Genomic DNA, 25,353 nt, shown 5'->3' on the forward strand with positions numbered 1-25,353 from the left:
CCGGTCTGCCCCCCCGGGTGGGAGGGGAGTTTCCGCCCCCGGAGGGGTTCTTCCGGCCTCGCCGGGCCGGGCGGCCCGTGTTGCGGCTAACCGGAAAGCGCCTTACTCTCGGGATACTTGTCGGGCACTTATCAGGCACTTGGCATCAGACCAGGCTGGTCCTCGAGGGAGAAACGGAGTGGGGCAAACCGATTTTCGGTTTGGCGGTGCGTCTGGCGTTGCCGTAGCCAAATCGAAGGCTGGGAGCGTCGATGAGGCCGTGGCCGACCTCGCCGCCCAGCTCCCGTCCGACGAGCTGGCGCTGATTCTGGTCTTCCTCTCGCCGAGCTACGACCCCCATCAGTTCATCGCCGAGATCACCCGGCAGTTCGCGGAGACTCAGGTCTGCGGTTGCACGACCGCCGGCGAGCTTGCCCCCGACGGCTGGGACGAGAACAGCGTCGTGGCGCTGGCGTTCAGCCGGGCCGACTTCTCGGCTGCGGTGCGGCCCATTTTCAACCTCGACAGCTTCGGCGTCGAGGACGGCCGCAGGATCGGCGGCGAGCTCCGGCACGAGCTGCTGCGGATCACCCCGCAAGTCGATCGCGGCAATCCCTTCGGCCTGGTTCTGATCGACGGCCTGTGCCGGCGCGAAGAGGCGGTGATGTCCGCGATCTATGCCTCGCTCGACGACATTCCGGTCGTCGGCGGATCCGCGGGCGACGGGATGCGCTTCGAGAAGACCTTTGTGTTCTTTGGCGGCAAGGCACACACCAATGCCGCCCTCCTGATCCTGTTGAACACCTCGCTGCCGTTCCGGGTTTTCAAGTGCGACAATTTCGAACCTACCCCGCAGAAGATGGTGGTCACCGAAGCCGACATCGAAAATCGAACGGTCCGGGAGCTGAACGCGGAGCCTGCGGCCGAGGAATATTCGCGCATGGTCGGGATCCTCGACGCCAAGCTCGATCCGTTCTCCTTCGCGTCCCACCCCGTGCTGGTGCGCGTCGGCGGCGCCTATTACGCGCGGTCGATACAGCGCGTCGAATCGGACGGCTCCCTGCATTTCTTTTGCGCCATCGACGAGGGCATGGTGCTGACGGCCGCGACGTCGCGCGGCCTGGTCGGCTCGACGCGCGACACCTTCGCCGAAATCCACGACCAGATCGGAGAGGTCTCGCTTTATATCGGCTTCGAGTGCCTGCTGCGCCGGCTCGACGCCGAGCAGCACCAGCTCACCCGCGACATGTCCGAACTGTACCGGGAGAACCGGGTCGTCGGCTTTCACACCTATGGCGAACAGTTCGGCTCCATGCATGTGAACCAGACCTTCACCGGCGTCGCGATCGGAAGGCGCTCGTCGTGACGGAGATGTGGCAGGGCCCCGATGCGGTCGACCAGCTGCGGCGCGAGGCGGCGAAGCTGAAGAAGATCAATGCCGCGCTGATGTCGCGCGTCGAGCGCTCGATGGACCAGCAGCTCAACGCGTTCTCGCTGTTCGAAACCGCCATCGCGCTCGATCACAAGGTTCGCGACCGGACGCACCAATTGCGCGAGGCGCTGCATTCGGTCGAGCGCGCCAATGAGGGTCTCTACCGCGCCAAGCAGCAGGCCGAAGCCGCAAGCTCGCTGAAATCCTCGGTGCTGATCTCGGTCACCCACGATCTGCTGCAGCCGCTCAACGCGGCGCGCCTGACGCTGTCGGCGCTGACCGAGATGATGGAATCGCAGGAGGCGGGCCTGCTGATCGACCAGGCCGACCGTTCGCTGCTGATGCTGGAGGATCTGCTGCGATCGCTGCTGGAGATCGCAAAGCTCGACGCCGGCGCGCTCAAGCCCGACATCCGCGCGATTGCGCTGGCGCCCTTGTTCGAGCAGCTCCGCAACGAATTCGAGCCCGTCGCGGCCCGGCAGGGGCTCTCCTTACGCATCCGCACATCACCGCTCGCGGTGCGGTCGGATGCGATGATGCTGCGGCGGATCCTGCAGAACCTGCTTGCCAATGCCATCCGCTATACGAGCAGCGGCGGCGTCGTCATGGGATGCCGGCTGAGGGGCGGCCAGATCTGCATCCAGGTCTCCGACACCGGCCCCGGCATCGCGCAGGCGCAGCAGGAGGCCATCTTCCGCGAATTCCAGCGCGGCGAGGCAACCGCGACCGACCAGGCCGGCTTCGGGCTCGGCCTCTCCATCGTCCGCCGTTTCGCGACCGTGCTCGGGCACGAGGTGCGGCTGTCGTCGCAGGTCCGCAAAGGATCCACCTTCACGATCGAACTGGAGCCGGCCGACATCGCGGAGGTCGGCGACGAGGTGCGGGAGATCAAGCTCGCCGAGCGGCACTATAGCGGTCTCGAAGGCGCCAAGATCCTGCTGATCGAGAACGACCCCAACGGCTCGGAGGCGATGGCCGCGCTGCTGGAGGGATGGGGCTGCGACGTCGCGACCACGCGCTCGGCCGCGGACGCGCTCGTGCGCCTCAGCGAGCTCGGCGGCGCCCCCGATGCTGTCATCGCCGATCTCCACCTCGATCACGGCGAGAGCGGCTTGTCGGCCATCGCCGACGTCCGCCGGCAGCTGCAGCTCGACACGCCGGCCATGATCATCACCGCCGACTATTCCCAAAAGGCTGCGAAGGAAGCGAGCCTGCACGGCCTCGAAGTGCTGAAGAAGCCGATCAAGCCCGCCGAGATGCGGGCGCTGCTGTCGTTCCTGCTGAGCTAGCCGCGGACCGGCCTCAAACAAAATGGCGAAACAACCCCATGCACAGTACCGGTAATATATTACATCTCACCAAGCTAATGATTTGAATCCGAAACTAGCTATCGTGCGAACTCGACCTAGAATGGAAGACAGCAAACGATCACGTCACTGCTTGTCGAGCTGCGCGCGCTCGCGCCTGGTCGAAACTAGGCCTTATCTCGCCCGCCTGCGTGGGGATTGGGAACCCTTCTTCGGAGGGCGCGATTGCGAAAGCTTCGACAGTCATTCCGCAATGGAGAGCATACGATGGTGCGCGCTGGAAGCCACTATCGAAGTACGCTCCTCCGACAGCCGCCAAGCGGAGATGCGCAGCATGTCTCCGGCTATGCGTTTAATTCGGTCCACGAATTGTGGCCGGACCAGTAATGCGGAGCCATGGCCGCGAATGGCGTCATCAACATCGTCGACGCGAAAGCCACCTTCGCGCCACCAGACAGTTCGAGAAGCGACTTCGCCGGATGAATCCCGATAAATAAAGGGTTCGGTCCTCCGAGATTCAAGTCCTATTGATTTTGCTGCGCGCGGGCAGAGAGTCAGCCCCCAACGCGGCACGGACCCGGCAATGCCCTCGTCGATCCTGACAACGCCACCGGGCGCGGCACCCTTGTAGAGAGGATAGAGCGAGCCTAGGACTTCCACCCGCGGGATCTGCCCCCACGCTTGTTGCAAGTTCTCACATGGCCTGCCTCCATGCGACGGCACCGTGAGCCGCTCCGCTCCCAACCTGTCTGCAAATCGACGTCGCTCGAAGCGAGAAATCGAGGCTAGGCAGAGCCATCCGCGCATGTGGTCGCGCAAAGTATCCTGATCATTCGCTTGTTTTGCCCACTCTCCCGTGGGAGCCGAACTTGTGAAAAAGCCAGGGATAGCCAATCTATGGAAGCCCGGCTCGCGGCTTTCTGGAATCACTGTGTCAGTAGAAAAGTTAAACGCCCCGGTCTCATGCAAAAAATACAACGACTTGGCGAGGTCGAGCTGCCCGGCCAAGGCTATTTCTCCCGCAGCCTGTCGTACAGCCAAAAGCGCTGCCATTGCCATCGGTCGATGGTACTTCAAGCGCAAATCGAGACGTGAATAACGCTGCTTAAGTTTCTTCGATATCTCGGGTCCGAACGCTGCTCTTCCACCCATTTGGGCCATTAGAATAGCCGCACGTCGGCGAAGTACGTTTTGGGGGAACGGGCAGCTGTCGGAGAGAAGTTCGAGCGGAAATTTGAGGCCCCAAGTCCAGCTATAAGGGTCATCCGTCCAAAGGCCTTCCTCGAACGGAGAAAAGCCTATGGGCTGCTCGTAATCATCCGCGCCATCATCTGGAGGAAGCTCAATCGAATAAAAGCTCGGCAACTTCCGCTGCATCCGCTCCACCTGGACTTGCCAATAGCCCGCTAGAGCTGCCACAGAACGCTGGACTGCCAGGTCACGACTGGTAGACCATTCCTGAAGTTGCGGTGCGATTGCATCGCGAACGCCCTGCACGTCTCGACACTCCCAAGCTATGCGCGTCGCCTGGAGTTCACCTTCTCCTCCCTTGCACCACAAATCGCATACTACCTTCGCCGTGATCGGAGCCCCGGCTTCTAGCGATGCGAGGTCGCGCAGTCCGACACGTGCCTGACATTCCAAAATTCCGATCTTGAGTTCGAGCGCGCGCTTGAAAAGATCTCCAAGGAGTGTCGCCGTGCCTTCGCCATCTGCAGCGTACTGAATATCGTGACCCAACTTGTATTCACGAAATTCTCGCAGTAGCTTCGCTAAGACTTCCCATAGCTCCGCGTCTGAGACTCTTGGAATAGTTAGGTCGAGGACATCGAGTAGGTCAGGCAATAGCGACGCCAACCATTCCCTTCCCTGGCTCAGATCAAGACAAAGCTCTTCGAAATTTTCCTTACGCGCGGCGTCACCACGGAGCGCAACCTCGACGCCTCGAAGCCTCGCTTTGGCTCCACTTTGCCAACTTCCCCAAGAGCCCTCCGTCGCCATCTTACCTTTAGCAGGCTCTATCAACTTCGCGGCCGCATCTGGCCTTCCATGTTTCACAGCTGCCGTAGCTGCATGGACCAGAATCCTCTCATCCTCGCGCAAAATAGGATGCTGCACTAACAACGGTTCGATTTCTTTGAACGACCTTCCCTCCGCTGCACGTTCAAAGGCTGAGCTGATGTCCCAGCTTGAGTAAGCGGTTCCATCCTTCAATTTCTCGTCCAACTCTTCGAGCGATCGCACGTTATGAAGCTTGTCATCATTCGTCGACCCGTGCTTCACGACTTCCGGATCATCTTGCCAGCGAACTGCCGTGCTCGTTTCGATCGATCGTCCACGCGCCGTCGCCTTTTTCGCGATGTTCTCCATGATCGTCGAGCGACAACTCAGATGACCATCGATCGCCGCCGCGCTCAAACCTACCGTAACAATAAAATCGACTTGCTCATCCGGCGCCATCTCGACAAGATCGGCCAGCATTTCCTGGCCGCTTTCAGATGCAAATGGCAGTGCCAATCGCGCAAAAGTCACAGCCGCACATGCGGCAAGCCGTGTATCGCGATCAACGGCGCCGCGGGCAATGCTTTCGACGATCTTCGACCAAGACGTCAACCCGGCATTCTCCATTTCATCAACCGTTGCGCTAGCCAAGGACACGCCACCGACGGCTGCCCACTTGACGATGGAGTTGGCGATGCGTCCAGCCGCGCCGTCTCCCTCCGTCTCGGACATTCCAGCGACTAGTCGCGCCATCACGGCGACCCGATTGGGAATCTCCGCCTTGTCCTCGCGACATGCCCTTTCGAAAGCGTCACGCCACAATACGTACTGCGGATCTTTCTTAGCTGGCAGCGAATAACCAAGACCCTGCTCGTGAATGCTGGCCAAGAGCCTCTTGGCTCGCTCGGGTTCACCGAGCCGCACAAAGCCTATTGCTTCTTCTGCGACCGCAGCGAAATATTCAGCCGGTGTTCTCTCGCCGCCGACGGACCCTTTCCAGGTGATTCTGGACAAGGCGGCACTGCGGTCTTTCTGACACTTGTAAGTGGCTATCGCAAAGGCGCGGCGAAATGCGGGCAAATGGAGATTGTCTTTTTCGGAACTCAAAACTCCATCTATATAGTCAGCAATCTGATTCAGTGTCTCGTTACCAAAATGCCAAGCTGTCTCGACAATAGCATTAGCCGCCGCCCGTAATCCGCCGTTGATACGCCATCGCGCGTGATCGAATTCGGTGCCAGACGACTGCGCCTTTCCCAGGAACGTTACAAATGTCTTGATCTCCGCAACGGCGTCGCCGGCCTTGCTCCTACTCCGCGCGTAATCTTGCCCGTTGTACCAACCTAGCCGCTGTAGCCGCGATTGGAGACTTTTGACAAGGTCTGAGTCCACCACGTTCACGAGCTTCGTGGCAATCCCGAGAGCAGAGGCAACGGTTGCATATCGAAAAACCTGTCGGCAGTCGTAGCCGAAATCGTCTCTGCCAGAATAATCCCCCTTGAGTTCCGGCAGCCCAGCAGGATCAAAAAACGCCGCTGCAAGGGCTAGCCATTGCCGCCTAAGACAAATCGCGGCTGCGCCGAGACGCGCGTCAGACGGCAGCCGCTCTTTTTGGTTCAGCAATTCGGTGAAGCGACGTTTCGCTACATCTTCGACATCGTCTGCGTCCGCAGATCGAGCGGCAACAAATCGCAAAAGGGCCTGATACTCTGCTGAAACTCGGTAAAGCTCGCGAATTGGCTCAGCCTCAAGGGATGAATCCCTTTCGAGAACCCGACGGGCGACTATAAATAGGAGCCGAGCCCGTAAACTTGCGATATCGAATTCATCATGTAGGGTGTGGGGGCGCTGGCGTAGCCGGTCGATGGACGTAAGAATTTCCGATGGTGAGCGGAATAGCGCTACGCGTTCGGCCCATTCTGAAAGCGCGTGGTTATCGGAGTATTGATCTATCGATTCCGAGCCGAGTAGTTTGGTGAGAGGTTCATGATTCTCAAACATGCGCCGCGCATCGTCGGGACGGTCTTTATCAAGCAACGCCTCAACGACGTCGTAGGCCTTCCCAATCGACAGATGAGCACCATCCGCCTCGACAAGACCTATTGCGCGATCGAGGTCATCAACGGCGAGGTATGCGTCGATCAACCGGTCAACACCGAGCGCGTCAGCCCGCATTTCGAGTTCATGTCGGGCTAATATCAATTCGACGAGCCGTTTTGGAGATTTCGTAAAAGCCACCGCCACGAACGCGAGCCGAATATCGTCAGAAATCGCGCGAGGGGCGCGACCTTCGATGAACTGCTGGCGGAAGCGAACAGGCTCGCAGAGCGCGACCACCGCCTGATGATCTTCCGCGCGCGCCGCATAGCGCAACTCCATCCAGCGTTGTTCATCGCTCGCTGTTGCCGCCCGCGCCATCGCTGCGAGTTTCTTATAGCGTTCCTTTCTTACTGCGGGAGCGGGCCTATCATGTCGCTGCGAGGTCGCCTCGCGGAGGAATAATCGAAAGCTGTTGTGGAAGATTCTCCATTCGTCATTAGGAGTGCGAAGCAACAGGTGTTTGGCTGCATCCCACGCTTTATCAACCGAGCGAGAGTCGACAAGCCCATCCAACGAGGCTACACGGATTTTACCCTCGACAAGCGCCAGAAGCGCTAACACTTCACGAGAAGGCTCGTTTCCTTCAAGATCACGCCACGCCTTCCGATAAAAATTTTCGACGTCTCCACCGTACTCGGGCCCACTTTTGAGCCAATTGCTGCGCTCGTCTTCCGTGAGCGCGTTTCGTGCTCCCTCGATCAAGTATCGCGCTGACAACGGATGACCGAGTGATCGCTCAAAAATGAGCTCGGCATCCGAGTCCTCGCTTAGTCCGGATACTTTGACGAGGCGGAAGACTGCTTCACGGCTTAGCGCTTCAACCGAGATCAACCGTTCCGGTCTAGACGCTTGGCTATTGACCTCAGGCGGCATCCCCTCAAGATCGAGCTTCTGCGTGCCGAGAACAAACAGAACGCCCGCCGGCAGACTGATGGGGAGAGGCAGCTCGTTCAACAAAGACCGTTCTGGTCGCTCTTCTCGGGGAACGTGATCGAGACCATCGACTACGATAACTGTACGCAGTCCTTCCTTCTTGAAACGAGCGTTAGCTTCCAAGAGAAGTTTGGCGAGCTGCAAACGAAGCTCGTCAAGCGTTGTGCCGGTCACTAGAGTATGGCCAATCCCGGTTCGCTTTAACTGAGCTACAAGGTCATGCAGGAAATCAAAGGCTTCCGCGCGGCCGAGCTGATGGCCCTCATTTGGCATGAACGCGAGGTAGCGAATGACCACGGCCTGTGGCGTCGGCAGCAGACCGGTTTGTAGCAACGTTGACTTGCCGCAACCCGGCGGTCCGACTAGGGACAAATATCCACAGTCAGTAGCTGCGAGCGCCAACTGGAGCTTGTCCTGAGTCTTGCGGTTGGCCTGTACCAAGGTGTCCGTTGGAAATGTGTGGCCATGGTGCGGACTAAAGGGGTCGCTCCAATTTAGGCGACGTAACAATTCTTCAAGAGACCAACGATCCTTCTCTCCCTCTTCAGCGATCAAACGCGGAAGCAAGGCCGAAATATCTGCTATTCGCCGTCTATCTAATGGTGTCTGCCCCCACGCATCGGTCCTGCGGCCTTGGCCGGAATCCAGAAATCGAACGCTTGACAGAAAATCAATGAATCTCGCCGGTTCTAATCCACTTGCACCTATTAGTTCAGAGATAAATTGGCCATATTCCGAACTAAGCCACTCTTCCAGAGACCGGGAAGAACGATTTGCCTCCAAAGTCCGCAAAAAGGCGGAGGAGGATGGCCCAGCGCTCGACTTGTCTATGCTATCGTCGTCGGCAGGAACATCATCGCAGATATATTGGACTTCAATCGACAAGTTCTCCTTGTCCTTGAGTTTCTTCCAGACGGCCACCAATGACGCGAGGAGGGCGTTGCTTCCCAGCATCAAAGTTCGCACGTTGAATTTTTTCGGCCTTGAACTCGTTTTTACTTGATGTGCAATGACGCGCTCACTGAGCCCCAGCACGAGATCGTCGAAGTTCCCAGCCGACCGATCAGCCAACCCAACCCACTGCAGCGTGCCGCTTGCGATTGCTTTGTGGATTGCGTACGCCGCAAAGTCATATTGCGGTACATATCCTCGCTGCGCGCGTCGCTCGCCTTCGCCTGGTGCGACCGCCTCTCTATTTACTGGGCCCATGGCAATGTTCAGCGGGTTGTAATCAAAAACGATTCATCTCACCATTGTGGCCCGAGCACGCTATCGGAACAAGGCAGTCAATTCCCATAGGGTACTCCGACCTGGGTCCAGGCGCCCAGAAGTATAGTCCATAGGGACTTTGCTAACAAAGATTCCATCAAGGCGATCGCCGCTTGTTCGGCTACTCCGATTGTGCGCGGTCGTGCTTCGCGCTGGCGCCCTCGGCGGCCAGCGTCGCGAAATCGATCCTGGACATTTCGACGATCGCCTTGGTGCGGCTGATCACGTTGAGCTTGCGCAGGATGTCGGAGACGTGGACCTTCACCGTGGTCTCCGAGATCTTCAGCTCATAGGCGATCTGCTTGTTCTGCAGGCCGCGCTTGAGCATCTCGAGCACACGCAATTGCTGCGGCGTCAGCTCATGCAGGCGCTTCAGCAGATCCTGCGCGGGACCGGACGCGCGTTGCGGGCGGACCAGCGCGCGATAGGCCGCGGGAACACAGACCGCGCCGCGCAGCACCTCGCCGATCGACTGCGCCAGCTCCTGCTTGGACGACGATTTGAGGATGTAGCCGGACACGCCGAGCGACAACGCGGCGGACATGATCTGCCGATCCTGATGCCCGGACACGATGACGACGGGAATTTTGGGAAATGCCTTGCGGATGCGGATGATGCCGGAAAGACCCGTGGTGCCAGGCATCGACAGATCAAGCAGGATCAGGTCGAGCTCGATGGTGGCCGCGACCTGCTCCAGCGCGCCGTCGATCGAAATTGCCTCAAGAATATCGGCCGCGGGCGCTACCATCCGGAGCGCGCCTTCGAGCGCCTCGCGAAACAGCGGGTGGTCTTCGACGATCAGAAATCGCATCAGATATGAGCCATTCTGAAGACCCTGCTGAAGATCTCGCCCGGGATGCCGCCGGGGCCGGCGTCGCATCGAAGGCGTCGAGAATGGCTCAGCACGACCGCACGGGCTTGATCCAGGTCAAGGACGACACCACGCATCATTGCGGCCTGCCGCGATCGACCCGCGCATAGGGCCGGCTGCGTGGATCAGGCAGCTCCATCTTGCCGATCTCGATGATCGCCTTGTTGCGGCTGAACAGGCCGAGCTTGCGCAGGATCTCGGTGATGTGCGCCTTCACAGTGGACTCGGCGAGCGCAAGCTCCTGGGCGATCTGCCGGTTCGGATAGCCGCGACGCAACAGGTCGAGCACGCGAAGCTGCTGCGGCGTAAGCTCGCGCAGCTTGACCTCGAGCGCCTTGCCGGCATCGACCTTCCGGCGCTGCGGCGCCGCCACGAAATCCTTCGGCACCGACACCGATCCGCTCAGCACGCCCTCGATCGATTGCGCCAGCTCACGCTTCGACGTCGACTTGGGCAGATAGCCGGCGGCCCCCAACGCCAGCGCCTCGCGGACGACGCCCTGGTCCTCCTCGCTCGACACGATGGCGACGGGCAGGCGCGGATGGGCCTCGCGCAAGCGCAGGAAGCCGGAGAAGCCGGTCGCATCCGGCAGCGAGAGGTCGAGCAGCGCGAGGTCGATGCCCTGCTCGGCCGACAGGAGATGCAGGGCATCCCCGATCGACATCGCTTCGAAGATCCGCGCCTCCGGCAAGGCCAGCCGCACCGCATTGCCGAGCGCCTCGCGGAACAGCGGATGATCGTCGATGATCAGGAAGCTGGTCATGGCGCCGTCCCAACGCTGCACCGCACGCTTATCCGCCGCAGCGACGGATGCAGCAAATCCATGCGAGACCCGTCCGGCGCCCGGATGGCGTCGGACGGATGCTACCACATCCTCCCGATCGCGTTCGGTCAAGATCGTTCAGTCGTTCGATTCGGACTGGACCGTCAGCAGGAAGGAAAAGATGTGGTCGAACTGGTCGTCGGTGAAGACCTCTTTCCAGGCCGGCATGCCCTTGGTCGGCCGTCCCTCATGCACGGTCTTCCAGAACGTGTCGCGCATGTCGTCGCCATAGCGGTGACGCAGCAGCCGGAGGTCGATCTTCCGCTCGCTCTGGATCGCATCGGGACCGTGACAATGCGCGCAAGTTCCGTTGAAGATCTCCTTGCCTGCCTCGGCGGCCGGCGCGGCCGCGTCGCCTTTGGTCTCGGTCGCCACCACGCTGGCGGTTTGCGTCGCGCCGGGTCCGGTCCCCGTCGTCGTTCCCGCCGGCATCGCCTGGGTCGCACCGAAGCGCGCCGGCTGGCCGGTTGGCAGGCCGTATTTCACCGCAAGTGCGGCGATGGTGCCCTGAAGCTGCGGCAGCACGGCATCGACGCGATCGCGCAGCTCGGTGGACGTCTTGGCAAAGCCGATGGCCGCATCCCATGACAGGCCTTCGCCCTCGGTGAGCTGAATCTGGTAGCGATCATCGTAGCTGGTCTTGTTCAGCCAGCCGGCGACCGGGCCCCAGATGAAGGCGACGTCGGCCTTGCCCTGGTCGAGCGCCTGCATGCCTTCCTCGGGCGACAGCACCGTCACCTTCTGGATGTCGTCGCGGCCAGCGAGCAGGTTTTGCGGCGTGCTGGCAAACTGCACGGCAACACGCTTGCCCTTGAGGCCGTCGACGCCATTGAGCGCCTGCCCCTTTGGGGCCACGAGCGCATACCCCTCTTTCGCGAACGTGCTGGAGAAGATCACGGCTGGTCCCATGAAGTCCTCGGACCGCGGCAGCCCGATCATGGCGTCGCATTGCTTGCCGAGCAGCGTGACGCGCACGGTGCGTTTGCCGAAATAGGATTTGTACCAGTCGTAGGCGACCGGCCGGCCGAGCGCCTGCGCCAGGGCCTGCCCGATCTCGACATAGAAGCCCGGCTGCGACGGGCTATCGCTCGAGAATGGAAGATTGGTCGGATCGGCGCAAAGCCGCAGCGGCTGCGCCTCGTCCGCATGCGGCGAGGCCGGAACGATCAGCGCGGCGGCACATGCGAGCAGGCCTGCGATGGCGCGATTTCGGCTCGCACCGATGCCGGAATGATTCGGACCCATCCTCGTCTCCCATGGCTCTTGCTTGATTGGACCAGGCGCTGCGGCACCTGGCATCGGCCGGTGCCGCAGTGATCATCTGGAAAAACGCGCGCGTACCCTGTCACCTCTAGGATACGCGCGCGAGGTCACTGGACGGAGAACACGAAGAGCGAACCGCCCTCGGGAGCTGCGGCCGTCATCTTCTTGCCGATATCGCCCAGGAACGCGGGTATCGAGGCGGTGCGACCGACGACGATGGCGACATATTGTTTGCCGCCAACCTCATAGGTCACTGGCCCGGCGCCAATACCGGAGCCGAGATTCCTGCTCCAGAGGACCTTGCCGTTCTTCGCATCGATGGCGCGGAAGTCGCCGTGAAGGTTGCCGGAGAACACCAGGCCACCGCCGGTGGTCAGCGTGCCGCCGTTGAACGGCAGGTCTTCCTTGATCGACCAGACCTTCTTCTGCGCGACCGGATCCCAGGCCACCAGCTCACCGAGGAACCCGCCGGGGCCTTCCTTGGTGGGAAATTCGGCGCCGAGATAGAACACGCCGCGCTTGTAGGCGACGTCGGAGACCGACCAGTCCATGCAGACATTGTTGGACGGGATGTAGACGAGGCCGGTCTGCGGATTGAACGACATCGGCTGCCAGTTCTTGCCGCCGATCAGGTTCGGGCAGATGTCCTTGGCCGGATGGTTCGGCCCGGGACGCTTGTCGGGATCCTCGACCGCGCGCATCGTGGCGACGTCCCACTTCTTGGCCCAGTTGGAGAACACGTATTTCTCCGCCGACAGCACCTTGCCGGTCTCGCGATTGGCGACGAAGAAATAGCCGTTGCGATCCGCCTTCATCAGCGTCGGAACGGTGCTGCCGCCGATCTTGAGATCCGCAAGCACGGCTTCGTTGACGCCGTCATAATCCCAGGCATCGGCCGGCGTGGTCTGGATGTGCCATTTGATCTTGCCGGTGTTCGGATCGAGCGCCAGCGTCGAGGCGGTGTAGAGGTTGGTCAGCTCGCCGAAATTGCCGTCGCCGGTCGAGCGCACCGCCGTGTTCCACGGACCGGGATTGCTGGTGCCCCAATAGACCGTGTCGCTCTTCGCATCGTAGGAACCGACCAGCCAGGCGGCACCGCCGCCATGCTGGGCGGAATCGCCCTTCCAGGTGTCACCACCCGGCTCGTCCGGTGAAGGAACGGTATAGGTCTGCCAAACCTGCTTGCCGGTGTTGATGTCGAAGGCCTGGAGCGAACCGCGCACGCCGTACTCGCCGCCGCCGAAACCGGTGATGACCTTGTCGCGCACGACGAGCGGCGGCGAGGTGATGACCGAACCCTGTTTGTAATCGACTACCTTGGACGTCCACAGCACCTTGCCGGTCGCGGCATCGAGCGCCGTCAGCTTGCCGTCGAGACGGCCGACGAAGATCTTGCCGTCGGCATAGGAGACGCCGCGATTGTTCACGTCGCAGCAGGCGTATTGCAGCACGTCCTCGGGAATGTCGGGCTCGTAAGTCCATTTGCGGGCGCCGGTTGCGGCATCGAGCGCGTAGACGTATTTCGGGCCCCAGGAGCTCGACACGTAGAGCGTGTTGCCGATGACGATCGGCGAGGATTCGTTCGAGCGCAGCGACGCCAGCGAGAACGAATAGGCCAGCGTCAGCTTGCCGGCGTTCTCGGTGTTGATCTGCTTCAGCGGGCTGAAGCGCGTGTTGCCGTAGTCGTGGCCGGCGACGGCCCACTGGTTCGCATCGGATTGCGCCTTGAGCAGGGAGTCGTTGGCGCGAACGCCTGGTGTGGCGGCGGCAAGCATCGCAACCATCGAGATGCCAGCCAAGAAGCCCTTCGTTCCAAAGGTCATGTATTCCCTCCGCGATGTTGTTGTGCACGCCTCGTTGGGCGCCGGGCGCGCTACGCCCGTGATGCGCAGTTCGTCTGCGAGCCATCGTTCGAAATTACAGCATCGCCGTTTCGCGCTTAGTATAGGCGGAAGGTAGTAGTGCAAATCATTGGCAGCTTTCGCCGCTCATGTCGTTGTCGGGGCTTGCGTCTTTGCCGTATTTTTCAGCTCAGAAAGCGCCATCGGATTTGGGCAAGACCCAAGACTCAGCCGTCGTCCCGGACAAGCGGAGCGAAGCGACGTGCAGATCCGGGACCCATAACCACCGAATCTGGTTTGTCGCAGACTGATAACTCCGAGTCCCCATAATCACGTCCGGCCTGTGGCTATGGTCCCGGATCTGCGCTTACGCTTGTCCGGGACGACAGCTGAGTTTGCGGCGATCTCGCATCGTCGCGTGCAGCGATGCTGCACAACGGTCACGATGACGGCGCGACCAGGACTGCGAAGTTTTCGAAGAAGTTCGCGGCGAGCTTTCGCGACGTCGAGTCGATCAATCGCGCGCCGAGTTGTGCGAGCTTGCCGCCGATCTGCGCGTCGGCCTCGTAGTGCAGGATGGTGACGTCAGGCGATTCGTCCTCCAGCCGGACCGTCGCGCCGCCCTTGGCAAAGCCTGCGACGCCGCCAGCGCCTTCGCCGACGATGCGGTAGCCGTTGGGCGCATCGATATCGGTCAGCGTCACCTTGCCGCTGAACGTCGCCTTCACCGGACCGACCTTCAGCACCACGGTCGCAACCATCTCCGTCGGCGACGCCATCTCGAGAGATTGGCAGCCGGGAATACAGCGCCTGAGAATGTCGGGATCGTTGAGCGCGGCCCACACGCTGGCCTTCGGCGCCGGAATACGCTGACTGTCGTTCATCTGCATCGCTTCCACCCCTTGCTGTTACTTGTACAGCTCGACTAAGGGCGCGCGCGGGTGCGATCAATCGCCAGGAAGTACTAGGTCGTCGTCCCCGCCGGCGCGGCTTCCCATCGGCACCGGGCAGTCCAGCTGCGCTGCATCGCAGCGAACAGAATCAATGACTTAGCCCGCCTCCGTCTACTACCAAGATCGCGATTACAACGGCGCAGGCGCGTGCTCCTATTCGGGGCAACGAACCAGACATCAAAGGGAGAGACGACGCGCCAATCGCGCCGACATTCAGGGCCAGCGCTTCGCGCCGGCGGTTGAATTCCAGGTCCCACTGACAGAACGGAGATCGTTTTCGAGAGCTCCTTGCAAGGTCGCGCCACGCAATGGCGTCGGCACAGAACATTGCGGCCGAATCGTACAGCTGCGACAGCCGTCACAATGACCTTTCCATGACGCTCGGCGCGCAAAATCCCAGTTGCAAAGTTCCGTTCGCGCTGTCTCTAATTGGAATAACTATAAACATTCGGGAGGTACTCACGTGTCTACAGTCAAACTGACGGTGAACGGCAAGGCTGTTGCCGTCGACGTCGAGGACCGCACGCTGCTGGTCCAGCTCTTGCGCGATCACCTCAACCTCACCGGAACCCATGTCGGCTGCGACACCAGCCAGTGCGGCGCCTGCGTCGTGCACATGGATGGCCGCGCGGTGAAGTCGTGCACCATGCTGGCGGGACAGGCCGACGGCGCCAACGTCACCACCATCGAAGGCATCGCCAAGGGCGACGAGCTGCACCCGATGCAGGCCGCCTTCCGTGACAATCACGGCCTGCAATGCGGCTATTGCACGCCGGGCATGATCATGTCGGCGATCGACATCGTGCATCGCCATGGCGGCCAGCTCGACGAGCCCACCGTCCGTCACGAGCTCGAAGGCAACATCTGCCGCTGCACCGGCTACCACAACATCGTCAAGGCCGTGCTGGACGCAGCCGGACGCATGAAGGTCTCGCAGGCGGCCGAGTAAAGCGGCCCGCCTCGAAAGAAAACCACCACTGCTGCCTTCGATGGGAAGGCGCAGGCAAAGCAATTCCGGTCGGGAGGACCAGACATGGGTGTTGAAGGCATCGGCGCGCGCGTCGTGCGCAAGGAAGACAAGCGTTTCATTACCGGCAAGGGCCGATACGTCGACGACATCAAATTGCTGGGCATGACCCATGCCCATTTCATCCGCAGCCCCCACGCGCATGCCAAGGTGAAGGGGATCGACTCCTCCACGGCGCTGAAGATGCCGGGCGTGGTCGCGGTGCTGACAGGACAGCAGCTGGTCGACGACAAGGTCGGCAATCTCATCTGCGGCTGGGCCATCACCTCCAAGGACGGCAGCCCGATGAAGATGGGCGCATGGCCGGCGATGGCGCCGGAGACGGTGCGCTTCGTCGGCCAGGCCGTCGCGGTCGTGATCGCCGACAGCAAGAATCTGGCGCGCGACGCCGCGGAAGCCGTGGTCGTCGACTACGAGGAACTTCCCGCGGTCGCCGACGTGCACGCCGCGATCAAGGCAGGCGCGCCGCAGCTTCACCCTGAAGCACCCGGCAATCAGGTCTATGACTGGGTGATCGGCGACGAGGGCGCGACCGATGCCGCCTTCGCCAAGGCCGCCAATGTGGTCAAGCTCGACGTCACCAACAACCGCCTCGCGCCCAACGCGATGGAGCCGCGCGCGGCGATTGCCGACTACGATCAGGCGGAAGAGCACTTCACGCTCTACACCACGTCGCAGAACCCGCACGTCGCCCGCCTGGTGCTGTCGGCGTTCTACAACATCGCCCCCGAGCACAAGCTGCGCGTGATCGCGCCCGACGTCGGTGGCGGTTTCGGCTCGAAAATCTTCATCTACCCGGAAGAGATGGTGGCGTTGTGGGCCTCAAAGAAGGTCGGCCGTCCCGTCAAATGGACCAGCGATCGCACCGAGGCTTTCCTCACCGATGCGCATGGCCGCGACCATGTCACCCATGCCGAGATGGCGTTCGACGCCAACAACAAGATCACCGGCCTCAAGGTGAAGACCTACGCCAATTTCGGCGCCTACATGTCGCTGTTCTCGTCGTCGGTGCCGACCTATCTCTACGCAACGCTGCTGTCGGGCCAGTACAACATCCCGGCGATCCACGCCGAGGTAATCGGCGTCTACACCAACACCACGCCGGTCGACGCCTATCGCGGCGCCGGCCGCCCCGAGGCGAGCTACCTGATTGAACGTCTGATGGAGACGGCGGCGCGGCAGTTGAACGTCGATCCGGCCGCGCTGCGGCGGACCAACTTCATCACCCAATTCCCGCATCAGACGCCCGTGATCATGGCCTATGACACCGGCGACTTTAATGCCTCGCTCGATGCCGCGATGAAGGCGATCGACTATGCCGGCTTCCCCGCCCGCAAGGCCAAGGCCAAAGCCGACGGCAAGCTGCGCGGCATCGGCGTGTCCTGCTACATCGAGGCCTGCGGCATCGCGCCGTCCAAGGCGGTCGGCAGCCTGGGCGCCGGCGTCGGCTTGTGGGAATCAGCGGAGGTGCGCGTCAACCCGGTCGGGACCATCGAGATCCTGACCGGCTCGCACAGCCACGGCCAGGGTCACGAAACCACGTTCTGCCAGCTCGTCGCGGATCGTCTCGGCGTTCCGATCAGCCAGGTCTCGATCGTCCACGGCGACACCGACAAGGTGCAGTTCGGCATGGGCACTTACGGCTCGCGTTCGGCGGCCGTCGGACTCACCGCGATCCTGAAGGCCATGGAGAAGATGGAATCCAAGGCCAAGAAGATCGCGGCGCACGCGCTGGAGGCGTCGGAAGCCGACATCGTCATCGAGAACGGCGAGTTCAAGGTGACGGGCACCGACAAGGCGATCGCCTTCCCGATGGTCGCGCTCGCAGCCTACACCGCGCACAATCTGCCTGAGGGAATGGAGCCGGGCCTGAAGGAGAGCGCCTTCTACGACCCCACCAACTTCACCTTCCCGGCTGGCACCTATATCTGCGAGCTCGAGGTCGATCCCGGCACCGGTAAGACGAGCTTCGTCAACTTCGTCGCGGCCGACGATTTCGGCCGGCTGATCAATCCGATGATCGTCGAGGGCCAGGTTCATGGCGGCCTCGTGCAGGGCATCGGCCAGGCGCTGCTGGAGCACGCGATCTACGATGCCAACGGCCAGCCGGTCACGGCCTCGTTCATGGACTACGCCATGCCGCGCGCAGACGACGTGCCCTCCTTCAACCTCTCCCACACCACGACGCTGTGCCCGGGCAATCCCCTGGGCATCAAGGGTTGCGGTGAGGCCGGCGCGATCGGCGCCTCGGCGGCCGTGATCAACGCAATCACGGATGCGATTGGCAAGAACAACCTGGAAATGCCCGCAACCCCTGATCGGGTGTGGCGCACGATCCACGCGGCCTAAAGAGGGAGGACCGAAGATGTACCAGACCACTTATCATCGCGCTTCCTCGGTGGATGAGGCCGTGAGCCTGTTCGGCAAGAGCAGCGAGGCGAAATTCCTTGCCGGCGGCCAGACGTTGCTGCCGGTCATGAAGCAGCGCCTCGCCAGCCCCTCGGATGTGATCGATCTCGGCAAGATCAAAGAACTGCAGGGCGTGGAGCTTTCGGCCGACACGCTGACCATCAAGGCCGCCACGACCTATTACGACATCATGACGAATGCCGATGTGAAGAAGGCGATCCCCGCGATTGCCCATCTCACCTCGGTGCTCGGCGATCCCGCCGTGCGCTATCGCGGCACGATCGGCGGCTCGATCGCCAACAATGATCCGGCCGCAGACTTCCCGGCCGCCTTGCTCGCGCTCGGCGCCACCGTGAAGACCAACAAGCGATTGATCTCGGCGGATGATTTCTTCAAGGGCCTGTTCACGACAGCGCTTGAAGACGGCGAGATCATCACCGCCGTGGCGTTCCCGGTGCCGGCCAAAGCGGGCTACGAGAAAATGCGGCATCCGGCCTCGCGCTTCGCGCTGACCGGCGTGTTCGTCGCACAGACGAAGTCGGGTGAGGTCCGTGTCGCCGCGACCGGGGCGTCACAGAACGGCGTGATGCGTGTGCCGGCGATCGAGGCCGCGCTGAAGGCGAACTGGTCGCCGTCGGCGATCGACAGCGTCAATATTCCGGCGAACGGATTGCTCGCCGACATCCACGGCACGGCCGAATACCGCGCCAACCTCGTCAAGGTGATGGCGCAGCGCGCGGTGGCGGCGGCGGGCTGATAGCGCCTCGACGCAAATTTTCGGCGGCGCGCAGCAATGCGCGCCGCTTTTTTGATGCGCCCATGCATGAAAAGCGCTTGCCTCGCCCGGTGTAAGGCGGGAAAAGTTAATCGGCCGATTAACTCGGCCAACGAGAAATGCCCGCGACGATGTCGCGCCCCGAGGAAACAACAACGTGCTCGATAAATCAGCCCCATCCTCCTCTGTCCGCGCCTCAGGCCCGCTCTCGGGCTTCCGCATCGTCGAATTTGCCGGCATCGGGCCCGGCCCGTTCGCCTGCATGATGCTGGCCGACATGGGCGCCGATGTCGTCACGCTCGACCGTGTCGGCGCCAAGAAGAGCATGAAGTCGGTGGCGGGCCGCGGCCGCAAGCTGATCGAGCTCGACCTCAAGGACAAGGCGGCGATTGCAGAGGTGCTCGACCTGCTCGCCAGCGCCGATGCGCTGGTCGAAGGTTTTCGTCCCGGCGTGATGGAGCGGCTCGGGCTCGGCCCGGACGTCGTGCTCGCGCGCAATCCAAAGCTCGTCTATGGCCGCATGACCGGCTGGGGCCAGGAAGGCCCGCTGGCGAACGCTGCCGGCCACGACATCAACTACATCTCCATCACCGGTGCGCTCGCCGCGATCGGACCTAAGGAAGCACCGGTGCCGCCGCTCAACCTGGTCGGCGATTTCGGCGGCGGCGCGCTCTATCTCGTCGTCGGCGTGCTCGCCGCATTGCTGGAGGCGCAGAGATCCGGCAAGGGGCAGGTGGTGGACGCCGCGATGTGCGACGGCGCGGCATCGCTGATGTCATTCTTCTTCGACATGACCACGCTCGGCCGCTGGACCGAAGGCCGCAACCAGAATTTTCTCGACGGCGGCGCGCATTTCTACGGCGTCTACGAATGCGCCTGCGGCCATTTCGTCTCGATCGGGTCGATCGAGCCGCAATTCTACGCGCTGCTGCGCGAGCACGCGGGCCTCACCGATGCCGATTTCGACGCGCAGATGAACCCCAAGGCCTGGCCGGCGCTGAAGGAGAAGCTGAAGGCCGTGTTCAAGAGCAAGACGCGCGAGGACTGGTGCAGAATCATGGAGGGCACCGACATCTGCTTTGCGCCGGTGCTGACCATGTCGGAAGCGACCCAGCATCCGCACATGGTCGCCCGCAACGTCTTCATCGAGCGCCACGGCGTGAAGCAGCCGGCGCCGGCGCCGCGGTTCTCGCGGACACCGTCAGCGGTGCGGGAGCCGGAGGCCGCGGAGATCGGTGCGGTGATGCAGGCGTGGAAGCGGTAGAGCCGAGCACGGTCTCGTAGGGTGGGCAAAGCGACTTGTCCGCCATAGCTCGCAGAGCGACGGCGGAAGCGTGCCCACGCATTTTTTGTGATGGAGAGAGATCGTGGGCACGGCGCAAGTGCGCCTTTGCCCACCCTACGGCAGCGTGCTTGCGGCTTACGCTGCGTTCTCCACCTTCAGCACCCCGCGCCGGATCTGGTCCTCCTCGATCGACTCGAACAGGGCCTTGAAATTGCCCTCGCCAAAGCCGTCGTCGCCCTTGCGCTGGATGAACTCGAAGAAGATCGGGCCGATCGCGTTGGCGGAGAAGATCTGCAGCAGCACCTTGGTCTGGCCGCCGTCGACCACGCCTTCGCCGTCGATCAGGATACCGTTCTTCTGCAGGCGGGGGACGTCCTCGCCATGCTTGGGCAGCCGCGCGTCGATCTTCTCGAAATAGGTGTCGGGCGGCGATGGCATGAACGGCAGGCCCGCCGCGCGCAGGCCCTCGATGGTGGCGTGGATGTCGCGGCAACCGCAGGCGATGTGCTGGATGCCTTCGCCGCGATAGGTGTTCAGATATTCCTCGATCTGGCCGGAATCGCCGGCATCCTCGTTGATCGGAATCCGGATCTTGCCGTCGGGGCTGGTCAGCGCGCGCGAGAACAGACCGGAGGCGCGGCCCTCGATGTCGAAGAAGCGGATCTGGCGGAAGTTGAAGAGTTTGGCGTAGAAGCCGGTCCAGACATCCATGCGGCCGCGATGGACGTTGTGGGTGAGGTGGTCGAGATAGAACAGGCCGGCCCCGACCGGCCGCGGATCGCGTGCACCGAGCCATTCGAACTCGGCGTCATAGGCCGAGCCCTTGGCACCATAGCGATCGACGAAATAGAGCAGGCTGCCGCCGATGCCCTTGATCGCGGGCACATCGAGCGTCTTCTGCGCCGATGACACATCGGCCGGTTCGGCACCGAGCGAGATGGCACGGTCATAGGCCGCCTTGGCATCGACGACGCGAAACGCCATCGACGGCGCGCAAGGGCCGTGCGCTGCGACGAAATCGGTGCCGTGGGTGCCGGGCTGCTCGTTGACGAGATAGTTGATGTCGCCCTGGCGATAGACCGTGATTGCCTTGGTCTTGTGGCGCGCGACGGGGGCGTAGCCCATCAGCTTGAACAGCGCGTGCAGCTCTGCCGGATTGGGGTGCGCGTATTCGACGAACTCGAACCCGTCAGTGCCCATCGGATTGTCGGCGCTGATCGTGGCCGGCGGTGCATCGTGCGGAAACGGACCCATGGTGTTCTCCCAGATTGCTGCTGGGAAGAACTATCCTTCATCAGCGGCGCAAGGAGCGTGCAAACGGGACGGCGTTTGGCTATTATATGCACGATCCGTGCACACAATGGGCAAAAGACGCATGATTTCGGTGGATGCCTTCGACCTCAAGATCCTCACCGCGCTGCAGGACGATGGCCGCCTGACCAACCAGGAGCTCGCCGACCTCGCCGGGCTCTCGGCCTCGCAATGCTCGCGGCGGCGGATGCGGCTGGAGGAGGAGAAGGTGATCGCGGGCTATCACGCCGACCTCTCCAGCGAGGCGCTCGGCTTCGGCGTGATCGCCTTCATCCAGGTGGGACTCGCGACCCACTCGCCGGACAACTCCAAACGATTCCGTACGCTGGTCAATCGGATCGACGAAATCCAGGAAGCCTATTCGCTCACCGGCGACGCCGATTACGTGCTCAAGGCCGTGCTGCGCGATCTCAAGGGCCTCTCCAACCTCGTCAACGACGTCTTGATGCCGCACCAGAGCGTGGCGCATGTGCGCTCCTCGATCGTGCTCGATCGTCTCAAGGAGAGCTCGAAGCTGCCGCTGAAGGAGCTGAAGACTGGCTGAAATCGAGGGAACTGCGCCATTCGCGCTGCGCGCGTGATCTGCGATGATCATGGCCATCAGGAGATTCAGCCATGGCCCTCCAGCTACGACCGAACTGCGAATATTGCGATCGCGACCTGCCGCTTGACGCAACCGATGCGCGGATCTGCTCCTATGAATGCACATTCTGTGCGGACTGCGTGGAGACGAAGCTCTCCAACGTCTGCCCGAACTGCGGCGGCGGCTTCGCGCCGCGCCCAATCAGGCCGACGCAGGAATGGCGCCCGGGCGTGTGCACGAGCAAGCAGGCGCCGTCGGACAAGCGCGTGCATCTGAAGTACAGCCTGGAGGACATCGCGGCGCATTGCGCGCGGATCAAGGACGTGCCGCCGGAGCGGCGGTAGGTCCGGCGAATCACTCCGCCGCCAGAATCGTCCCCTCCACCTCGCCGAAGCCGACGCGATAGCCGTTGCCCTGGCACCAGCCGCGCATCACGAGGCTGTCGCCGTCTTCCAGGAAGGAGCGCTTGACGCCACCGGGCAATTCCACCGGCTCGGTGCCGTTCCAGCTGATCTCCAACAGACTGCCGCGCTGGTTCTTCTCCGGACCGGAGATGGTGCCGCTGCCGAGGAGATCGCCGACATTCATGGCGCAGCCGGAGGAGGCGTGGTGCATCAGCTGCTGCACCGAGGACCAGTACATGTATTTGAAATTGGTGCGGCTGATGCTGGCGGGCGCATTGCTGCCTGAGGCACGCAAGGAGACGTCGAGCTCGACGTCGTAGTTCTGCGGCTTGCCCTGCTTGAGATAGTCGAGCGGCACCGGCTCCTGCTCCGGGCCCTTCAGGCGGAACGGCTCGAGCGCCTCGCGCGTCACCACCCACGGGCTGATCGAGGTCGCGAACGCTTTTGCGAGGAACGGCCCCAACGGCACATATTCCCATTGCTGGATGTCGCGCGCGCTCCAGTCGTTGAGCAGCACGAAGCCGAAGATCATCTCCTCGGCCTGTTGCTCCGAGAGCATGCCGCCGATCGGCGAGGGCTGACCGACCACGACGCCCATCTCCAGCTCGAAATCGAGCCGCTTGCAGGGGGCAAAGCTCGGCACCTCTACATTCGGCGGCTTCAGCTGTCCGCGCGGCCGCTTCACCTTGGTGCCTGACACCACGACGGTGGAGGCGCGACCGTTATAGGCGATCGGCATGTGCAGCCAGTTCGGCTGCAGCGCATTGTCCTTGCCGCGGAACATCACGCCGACATTGGTGGCGTGCTCTTTGGACGAATAGAAATCGGTGTAGCCGGAGACCGCGAAGGGCAGATGCAGTTTCGCATCGCGCATCGGCACCAGCGCCTGCTTGCGCAGCTCCTCGTTATCGCGCAGCTCCGGATGATCGTGCCGCAACAGCTCGCTGATCCGCGCGCGGGTCTTGCTCCAGACTTTCGGCCCGAGCGCCATGAAGGCGTTGAGCGAGGCCGAGGAAAACACGCCGAGCGGCCCGACATCGAGCCGCGAGTCCTGCTCGAGCTCCCAGAGATCGAGGACATAATCGCCGATCGCAACGCCCACGCGCGGCGTCGGATTGGCCGCGGTCGAGAACACGCCGTAGGGCAGGTTCTGGATCGGGAAATCGGAGGCGGGATCGACGTCGATGAAGGAGCGGAGGTTGGGGTGGGTTGTCACTTGCGACTCTATTCTTTCTTCCTCCTCCCCCTGTAGGAGAAGGTGGCGCGAAGCGCCGGATGATGGGTTCTATCCGCGCGTCCAATGAGAGATGCTCTCGGTAGGGAACCCCTCACCCGTCTCGCCGCTTCGCGATAGCCGATGCAAAGCATCGGCGTTCTTAGGAAACGGCGGCCGGAGGCCGCCTATGCCACCCTCTCCCACAAGGGGAGAGGGTAAGAACGTCACGGCCTGTTCGGATCGAAGCGCTTCTCCAGGCCTTTCCAGCAATCCGCGTAATCGTCCTGCAGCGTCGACGACTTCGCGGCGTGCGCCGTCACGCGCTGCGGGTAGCGGGTCTCGAACATGAAGGCCATGGTGCCCGTGAGCTTCACCGGCTTCAACTCGCCATTGCTGGCGTGCTCGAAGGCGTCGCGGTCGGGGCCGTGCGGCAGCATACAATTGTGCAGGGAGATGCCACCGGGGACGAAGCCCTGCGGCTTCGCGTCATAGACGCCGTAGATCAGTCCCATGAACTCGCTCATGATGTTCATGTGGTACCAGGGCGGACGGAAGGTGTTGTCGGCGACCATCCAGCGCTCGGGGAAAATGACGAAGTCGATATTCGCGGTGCCCGCGGTCTCCGACGGCGAGGTCAGCACCGTGAAGATCGAGGGATCGGGATGGTCGAATCCGATCGCGCCGACCGGCGAGAACGTGCGCAGATCATATTTGTAGGGTGCGTAATTGCCGTGCCAGGCGACCACGTCGATCGGCGAGTGCGGCAATGTCGTCTTGAACAGCGATCCGCCCCATTTCACGAACAGCTCGGTCGGCGTGTCCTTGTCCTCGTAATGCGCGACCGGGGTGAGGAAGTCCCGCGCATTGGCGAGGCAGTTGGCGCCGATCGGCCCGCGCTCCGGCAGCGTAAAGGCGCCGCCATAGTTCTCGCAGAGATAGCCGCGCGCCGGGCCGTTCGGAATCTCGACGCGGAACTTGACGCCGCGCGGGATCACCACGATCTCGCCGGGCTCGGCATCGATGCGGCCGAACTCGGTGACGAGACGAAGATTGCCCTGCTGAAGCACGAACATCAGCTCGCCGTCGGCATTGTAGAAATGCTGGTCCACCATCGACTTGGTGATGAGGTAGACATGCGCGGCCATGCCGGCCTGCGTGTTGACATCACCAGCAGTGGTCATGGTCTGTACGCCCTGAAGGAAGGTCATGTCTTCCTTCGGGATCGGTGCCGGATCCCAGCGCAGTTGCGCGATCGGCAGATCGTATTCATGGCACGGCGCCGAGCGCCAGAGCCCGGCATCGACTTTCTCGAAGCGGCCGGAGTGCTTCACGGAGGGACGGATACGGTAGAGCCAGGAGCGCTCGTTGGTGCCCCGCGGCGCGGTGAAGGGCGAGCCCGAAAGCTGCTCGGCATAGAGCCCATAGGCGCAGCGCTGCGGCGAATTGCGGCCGATCGGCAGCGCGCCGGGCAGCGCCTCGGTCTCAAAACTGTTGCCGAAGCCGGACATGTAGCCCGGCGTCACCTGCGCCGAGCTGCGGATGATCTGATCGGGCGAGGTATTGATGTTCAT

Annotated in this window: 17 protein-coding genes; 8 read left to right on the plus strand and 9 right to left on the minus strand. The window is 62.2% G+C overall.

Annotation, left to right across the window (positions count from 1 at the left end):
• The first annotated feature begins 178 nt into the window (after positions 1–178).
• Together HYH08_RS29310 and HYH08_RS29315 are read left to right on the plus strand one after the other, a co-directional pair.
• On the plus strand, positions 179–1,345 hold the full coding sequence (locus HYH08_RS29310; protein ID WP_220013307.1) for an FIST N-terminal domain-containing protein: 1,167 nt from the start codon (positions 179–181) through the stop codon (positions 1,343–1,345).
• Between the two features lie 5 nt (positions 1,346–1,350).
• A complete protein-coding gene (locus HYH08_RS29315; protein ID WP_220013373.1) occupies positions 1,351–2,700 on the plus strand; it encodes a hybrid sensor histidine kinase/response regulator in 1,350 nt (449 codons plus the stop codon).
• A 261-nt stretch (positions 2,701–2,961) separates the two neighbouring features.
• Here HYH08_RS29315 and HYH08_RS29320 read toward each other — a convergent pair whose 3' ends face one another.
• The 6 genes from HYH08_RS29320 to HYH08_RS29345 form a co-directional block, all read right to left on the minus strand.
• A complete protein-coding gene (locus HYH08_RS29320; RefSeq protein WP_220013308.1) occupies positions 2,962–8,961 on the minus strand; it encodes an AAA family ATPase in 6,000 nt (1,999 codons plus the stop codon).
• Between the two features lie 181 nt (positions 8,962–9,142).
• On the minus strand, positions 9,143–9,832 hold the full coding sequence (locus tag HYH08_RS29325; protein WP_220013309.1) for a response regulator: 690 nt from the start codon (positions 9,830–9,832) through the stop codon (positions 9,143–9,145).
• A gap of 136 nt (positions 9,833–9,968) precedes the next feature.
• Positions 9,969–10,655, minus strand: coding sequence for a response regulator (locus HYH08_RS29330; protein ID WP_220013310.1), 687 nt, complete (start codon positions 10,653–10,655; stop codon positions 9,969–9,971).
• Between the two features lie 138 nt (positions 10,656–10,793).
• Positions 10,794–11,960, minus strand: coding sequence for a c-type cytochrome (locus HYH08_RS29335; RefSeq protein ID WP_220013311.1), 1,167 nt, complete (start codon positions 11,958–11,960; stop codon positions 10,794–10,796).
• Positions 11,961–12,085: 125 nt separating this feature from the next.
• A complete protein-coding gene (locus HYH08_RS29340; protein WP_228748145.1) occupies positions 12,086–13,801 on the minus strand; it encodes a PQQ-dependent methanol/ethanol family dehydrogenase in 1,716 nt (571 codons plus the stop codon).
• Between the two features lie 458 nt (positions 13,802–14,259).
• Positions 14,260–14,709 carry an SRPBCC family protein gene (locus tag HYH08_RS29345; protein ID WP_220013312.1) on the minus strand — a complete coding sequence of 150 codons (450 nt, stop codon included), beginning with the start codon at positions 14,707–14,709 and terminating at the stop codon, positions 14,260–14,262.
• Between the two features lie 526 nt (positions 14,710–15,235).
• Between HYH08_RS29345 and HYH08_RS29350 the strand changes: the two genes are divergently transcribed.
• The 4 genes from HYH08_RS29350 (at position 15,236) to HYH08_RS29365 (ending at position 20,247) form a co-directional block, all read left to right on the plus strand.
• Positions 15,236–15,721 (plus strand): (2Fe-2S)-binding protein, encoded by a 486-nt coding sequence (locus HYH08_RS29350; RefSeq protein ID WP_220013313.1) that lies wholly within the window; start codon positions 15,236–15,238, stop codon positions 15,719–15,721.
• Positions 15,722–15,805: 84 nt separating this feature from the next.
• Positions 15,806–18,148 (plus strand): xanthine dehydrogenase family protein molybdopterin-binding subunit, encoded by a 2,343-nt coding sequence (locus tag HYH08_RS29355; RefSeq protein ID WP_220013314.1) that lies wholly within the window; start codon positions 15,806–15,808, stop codon positions 18,146–18,148.
• A gap of 16 nt (positions 18,149–18,164) precedes the next feature.
• Positions 18,165–18,965 carry an FAD binding domain-containing protein gene (locus tag HYH08_RS29360; RefSeq protein WP_220013315.1) on the plus strand — a complete coding sequence of 267 codons (801 nt, stop codon included), beginning with the start codon at positions 18,165–18,167 and terminating at the stop codon, positions 18,963–18,965.
• 175 nt (positions 18,966–19,140) lie between these two features.
• Positions 19,141–20,247 (plus strand): CaiB/BaiF CoA transferase family protein, encoded by a 1,107-nt coding sequence (locus HYH08_RS29365; RefSeq protein ID WP_220013316.1) that lies wholly within the window; start codon positions 19,141–19,143, stop codon positions 20,245–20,247.
• A 156-nt stretch (positions 20,248–20,403) separates the two neighbouring features.
• Here HYH08_RS29365 and hppD read toward each other — a convergent pair whose 3' ends face one another.
• Positions 20,404–21,522, minus strand: coding sequence for a 4-hydroxyphenylpyruvate dioxygenase (gene hppD, locus HYH08_RS29370; protein ID WP_220013317.1), 1,119 nt, complete (start codon positions 21,520–21,522; stop codon positions 20,404–20,406).
• Positions 21,523–21,643: 121 nt separating this feature from the next.
• Between hppD and HYH08_RS29375 the strand changes: the two genes are divergently transcribed.
• Positions 21,644–22,123 (plus strand): Lrp/AsnC family transcriptional regulator, encoded by a 480-nt coding sequence (locus tag HYH08_RS29375; protein ID WP_220013318.1) that lies wholly within the window; start codon positions 21,644–21,646, stop codon positions 22,121–22,123.
• A gap of 71 nt (positions 22,124–22,194) precedes the next feature.
• A complete protein-coding gene (locus HYH08_RS29380; protein WP_220013319.1) occupies positions 22,195–22,506 on the plus strand; it encodes a DUF1272 domain-containing protein in 312 nt (103 codons plus the stop codon).
• A gap of 10 nt (positions 22,507–22,516) precedes the next feature.
• Here HYH08_RS29380 and fahA read toward each other — a convergent pair whose 3' ends face one another.
• Both fahA and hmgA read right to left on the minus strand, forming a co-directional pair.
• Complete coding sequence (gene fahA / locus HYH08_RS29385; protein WP_220013320.1) at positions 22,517–23,782, minus strand: fumarylacetoacetase; 1,266 nt, start codon at positions 23,780–23,782, stop codon at positions 22,517–22,519.
• Between the two features lie 224 nt (positions 23,783–24,006).
• A complete protein-coding gene (gene hmgA, locus HYH08_RS29390; RefSeq protein ID WP_220013321.1) occupies positions 24,007–25,353 on the minus strand; it encodes a homogentisate 1,2-dioxygenase in 1,347 nt (448 codons plus the stop codon).

Source organism: Bradyrhizobium sp. BR 10289, assembly GCF_019455385.1.
Lineage (GTDB): Bacteria > Pseudomonadota > Alphaproteobacteria > Rhizobiales > Xanthobacteraceae > Bradyrhizobium.